This is a genomic window from uncultured Solobacterium sp., from assembly GCF_963550625.1.
Taxonomy (GTDB): domain Bacteria; phylum Bacillota_I; class Bacilli_A; order Erysipelotrichales; family Erysipelotrichaceae; genus Bulleidia.
The window spans coordinates 1-4,953 of the sequence record NZ_CAUVCV010000030.1; the positions used below are offsets into that span (position 1 = coordinate 1).

The window sequence follows — 4,953 nt, forward strand, 5'->3', positions numbered from 1 at the left end:
GGTACCCCAAGATTTCTCATTGTGGTACCCCAACCCCAAGTAATTTTAGAGCGCCGTTTTTTATTTGTGTGAAATTTTCTATAATTCTTTTTCATCTATTTTCATTCTAGCGTTGACATTTTTCACTTCAAAAAGTATTATTTATGAGCATATGTTCAATATATAGTAATTTGGAGGTGGCATGAATGAAGAGAACATACCAACCAAGCAAGAAAAAGAATAAAGCTACACACGGCTTTAGAGCCCGTATGGCTACTGTGGGTGGACGTAAAGTTATCAACAGACGTAGAGCTAAGGGAAGAAAGGTCTTATCTGCTTAAGAAGCCACCATTGGTGGTTTTTTTCTTACTGTAGAGGTTAGAGATGAAAGTAAAGAATCGAATTAAAAAAGCGGAAGAATTCCAATCCATGATTAAAAAGGGGACAAAGATTGTAAATCAATCATTTGTCATATATTACGGACCTAAAGAGGGTGATGAAGCACGCATTGGTGTTTCTGTTTCTAAGAAGCTAGGTAATGCCGTACATCGCAATCTATATAAACGTCAGGTTCGTATGATGTGTCATGAATTAATTGATTTTCAAAATACAAAACAAGACATGGTCTTAATTATCCGCTTTAGCTATTCTTCTCTTAGCTATGAGGAGAATAAAAATAACTTGGAAAAACTATTAATTAAGGCTAAAATTAAATAGTTGAAACATAAGGAGAAAATATGAAGTTTACCCCTCGTACAAAGAAACTACTTGCCTTAATGGCAATTGTGACAATCGTAGTGACAGCTACAGGTTGTACAGCTCCAAAGGATGCTAACGGACACATTATTTTGATTTCTGAAAGCACAACATTTGGAGAAATCTTCCAAACTGAAAACTGGTTTAATGCCTTATTTGTTTGGCCACTTAGCTGGGTATTAAACAAATTAGCACCAGTCATCACAGTTGGTGGTGCAATCGCTATCGTTACTGCGGTTGTAAATGGTTTACTTGCAGTCTTTACATTAAAATCCCAGATGGGTATGCAAAGAATGCAGATGTTACAGCCTGAATTAAACAAGATTCAACGTAAGTATGAAGGCCGTGACGATCAAGCATCTAAGATGCGTATGGCGCAAGAACAACAGCAGTTAATGAAGAAGTATGACGTTAACCCTGGTTCTATGATGTTAGTACAGTTTATTCAGTTACCTATCATCATGGCTATGTTCATGGCTATTCAACGTGCATCAGCTATTGTAAATGGTACATTCTTAGGAATGAACTTACAGGTTAAGCCTAGTGAAGCATTTGGTTTATTATTTAAAGGTGATCTTAGTGGATTACCATACATCATCTTATTCTTATTAATGGCTGTTACACAGGTAGTATTAGTATTATTACCAATGTACTTCCAAAAGAAGAAGGCTGCTGCTGAAGCTGAGAAACATCACCGTAAGCCAGAACCTACAAATAACCAGAACATGATGATGCAGATGTACATGATTGTTATGGTACTTGCATTCGGTTTAATGTGGCAATCAGGTATGTCATTATTCTGGTTCATCCGTAACATCGTAGATATTATTAAGACAATTATTGTCCAGAATATCATGGAGAACAATTCACAGAAAGAAGGCTTAAGATAATGCAAATCTATACTGCAAAAACACTTGAAGAACTTCTACAAAACGCTGCTGAAGAAAAGGGAGTTACAATCGATGAATTAGAATATACTGTTGTGGAAGAAAAAAAGGGATTATTAGGAATTGGTAATTCTGTATCCGCAAAGGTATTCTGTGCTGAAGATGTTAAGGAATTTATCTTTGATTACTTAGGTGAATTCTTTACACACATTGATTTAGATATTGAAGTTGCTTTAGAAGAACTAGATGATAGTTATGTTATCAATCTAAATTCCGATAACAATGCTATTCTCATTGGTAAGATGGGTAAGACATTAGCTGCATTTAATACAGTATTACGTGCTGCTGTTAACTCTGAATTTGAAAAGCGTATCGACGTATTGATTGATATCAACCACTACAAAGAAGAGCGCTATTACAAGATTCGTTCAATGGCAAAGCGTATCGCAAAACAAGTACAACGTTCAAAGGTTGATGTAGAACTTGATCCAATGCCAAATGATGAACGAAAAGTGATTCATAAGGTATTAGGTGATTGGCACAACATCAAGACAGAATCAGAGGGTGAAGGTAGTTACAGACACATCTGCATTCGTTATGTCGCTGATGAACCTCAGGAAGAAATTCCAAATATGTCTGAATAAGAATTCCTTAAATGGAATTCTTTTTTATTGTCGTATATAAAATTTTATAAAATGAAATATATATTACTTGTTTGAAAAAAGTGATAGGTTTATAATTATATTAGTGAAATTAATCACAAGTATTTACCGGTAATACCTATGATAATTCCATATAATTCATTTAAAAAAGGAGATAAATTTCTATGTCTGAAACGCAAAAGGAGACAGTAGGTTCATTCATTTTAAAAGTCTTAAATGGCGCAACAATCGCAATTGTTGTAGCGTTAATTCCTAACGCAATTCTCGCAACATTCTTAAAACCATTCGCTTCAAATCCATTATTTGCCAATTGGTTACACATTGTTCAAGTATTCCAGTACTTCACACCTTTAATGGCAGGTTATTTAATTTCGATGCAGTTTAAACTGAATCCAATTCAATCCTCTTGTGTAGGTGGCGCTGCCTATATCGGATCTGGAGCTTGGAAATTTGTAGAAGTTACAATGGATGGAAATGTTACTAACATCTTCCGTTTAGCAGGTATTGGTGATGTTATTAACACAATGTTAACAGCAGCTCTAGCAATTATTGTAATTCGTTTGATTAGTGCTAAATTAGGTTCTCTTAACCTTGTATTCCTCCCAATTATTGTTGGAACCGGAGTTGGTTGGGTAGGTACTTTAACACTTCCATACGTTTCAATGATTACTTCTCTGATTGGACAGGGAATCAATTCATTTACAACATTACAACCAATTTTGATGAGTATCTTAATTGCAATGTCATTCTCACTTATTATCATTAGTCCACTTTCTACCGTTGCGATTGGTTTAGCAATTGGTTTGACTGGTATTTCATCTGCTGCTGCAGGTATGGGTGTAGCTTCTGCTGCTGCCTTACTTGTATGGGCATGCGCAAGAGTCAATAAACCTGGTGTTCCTATCGCCATTAGTTTAGGTGCAATGAAGATGATGATGCCAAACTTCTTAACAAATCCTATTATTGGTTTGCCAGTTGCCATTACAGCCGCAATCAGTTCTCTCAGTGTTCCTATCTTCCAGATGGTAGGAACTCCAGCATCTGCAGGATTTGGATTTGTAGGTCTTGTATCTCCATTAGCAGCACTCAACGCAGGTAATATCAATGTAGTAATTATGTTAGTTGCTTGGATTGTTGTGCCATTTGTCGTTGGATTTATCGTAAATAAAGTTTGTTGCGATGTATTACATCTTTATAAGAAAGAAATCTTTACATTTAAAGGATAAAGGAGGAAAACAAAATGTTTGTTTATATCGCAGGTGCAGGTGCAATGGGTTGCCGTTTTGGCTATCAATTACATAAAGCAGGAAATGAGGTCATTTTATTGGATATGTGGAAAGATCATATCCAAGCAATTAAAAATGATGGTTTAAAGATTGTTGGTGATACAGAAGATTGTGTCAAGATGACAATCATGGAACCAACAGAAGCTACAAAAGAAGCTGAATTAATTATCTTATTTACAAAGGCTATGCAGTTACCAACAATGTTACAAAACATCAAACAGATTATTGGTAAGAATACAAAAGTACTTTGTTTGTTGAATGGCTTAGGTCATGAAGATATCATTAAACAGTATATTCCAGAAGAAAATATCTTAATGGGTGTTACTGTATGGACAGCTGGATTAAAGGGTCCAGGTGTCGCAAAACTCATCGGTAAAGGTTCTGTGAACTTACAATCAATCGATAAGAGTGGTGAAGAGGCTGCTAAGAAGATTGTTGAAGTATTAAATCAAGCAGGTCTAAACGTTACCTATGATGAAGATGTATTACCATCTATCTGGCGTAAGGCTTGTGTCAATGGCACAATGAACTCTACTTGTGCATTACTTGATTGTACAATTGGTGAATTCTTCGCAAGTGAAGAAGCTATTCGCGTTGTAGATACAATTATTCATGAATTTGTAATGGTAGGTGAAGCTACAGGCGTTAAGCTAGATGAACAAGCTATTAAAGATTATGTTATGAAGACATCAGTAGCAGCTGCAGCACATTATCCATCGATGCATCAAGATCTCATTCAAAATCACCGTCCAACTGAGATTGACTATATCAATGGTGCAGTTGCTAAGAAGGGTGATGCCTTAGGTATTGCTACTCCATATTGCCATATGATTACAGATTTAATTCATGCCAAAGAACATGTATTAAAAATTAAGTAAAATAACAATCCGCACGTATAACGTGCGGTTTTTAGGCTACCCTATAAGGGCCTTTACCACACTTCGACCCTTAAGGGTCTTGTGTAAAAGACTGACAACCGTGTTTGCACACTATGGCCTACCCTTTAAAAGGGTCTACATATTCTTTTTTACTTAGATTATCCTGTATCATATCTTCTTTTTCTTGATTTCGGATATACTCTTCTACTACCTTCGTATTCAGTCCTACCGTACTTACATAGTAGCCCTTCGCCCAAAAGTTTCGATTGCCATATTTATATTTTAAATTTGCATGTTTTTCGAATATCATCAATGATGATTTGCCCTTCAAGTATCCCATGAAACTTGATACTGCAATCTTTGGCGGTATCTTTACCAACATATGTATATGGTCTCTCATTGCATGTGCTTCTATGATTTCTACATCTTTATATGCACATAGCTGTCTCAATATCCCTCCTGGTATATTCAATTTGACCTATATAGTTGACTAAATTGAATATAC

At 35.7% G+C, this 4,953-nt stretch carries 6 protein-coding genes and 1 pseudogene; 6 read left to right on the forward strand and 1 reads right to left on the reverse strand.

The window, feature by feature from the left end; all coding sequences use genetic code 11:
- Positions 1-185 precede the first annotated feature (185 nt).
- The 6 genes from rpmH (at position 186) to RYK16_RS08280 (ending at position 4,448) form a co-directional block, all read left to right on the forward strand.
- Complete coding sequence (gene rpmH, locus RYK16_RS08255; protein WP_006525253.1) at positions 186-320, forward strand: 50S ribosomal protein L34; 135 nt, start codon at positions 186-188, stop codon at positions 318-320.
- Positions 321-363: 43 nt separating this feature from the next.
- Positions 364-696: a ribonuclease P protein component gene (gene rnpA, locus RYK16_RS08260; RefSeq protein ID WP_294206467.1), complete on the forward strand. Its 333-nt coding sequence runs from the start codon at positions 364-366 to the stop codon at positions 694-696.
- Between the two features lie 20 nt (positions 697-716).
- Positions 717-1,625 carry a YidC/Oxa1 family membrane protein insertase gene (locus RYK16_RS08265; RefSeq protein ID WP_314851778.1) on the forward strand — a complete coding sequence of 303 codons (909 nt, stop codon included), beginning with the start codon at positions 717-719 and terminating at the stop codon, positions 1,623-1,625.
- Positions 1,625-2,266, forward strand: coding sequence for an RNA-binding cell elongation regulator Jag/EloR (jag, locus tag RYK16_RS08270; protein WP_314851779.1), 642 nt, complete (start codon positions 1,625-1,627; stop codon positions 2,264-2,266). The genes RYK16_RS08265 and jag overlap by 1 nt, the downstream gene beginning before the upstream one ends.
- 182 nt (positions 2,267-2,448) lie before the next feature.
- A complete protein-coding gene (locus RYK16_RS08275) occupies positions 2,449-3,510 on the forward strand; it encodes a PTS sugar transporter subunit IIC (protein WP_298664512.1) in 1,062 nt (353 codons plus the stop codon).
- Positions 3,511-3,524: 14 nt separating this feature from the next.
- On the forward strand, positions 3,525-4,448 hold the full coding sequence (locus tag RYK16_RS08280; RefSeq protein ID WP_314851780.1) for a 2-dehydropantoate 2-reductase: 924 nt from the start codon (positions 3,525-3,527) through the stop codon (positions 4,446-4,448).
- A gap of 118 nt (positions 4,449-4,566) precedes the next feature.
- On the opposite strand, the pseudogene tnpA reads toward RYK16_RS08280, so the two are convergent.
- Positions 4,567-4,908 (reverse strand): annotated as a pseudogene (gene tnpA / locus RYK16_RS08285) (IS200/IS605 family transposase); the annotation flags it as partial.
- Positions 4,909-4,953 lie beyond the last annotated feature (45 nt).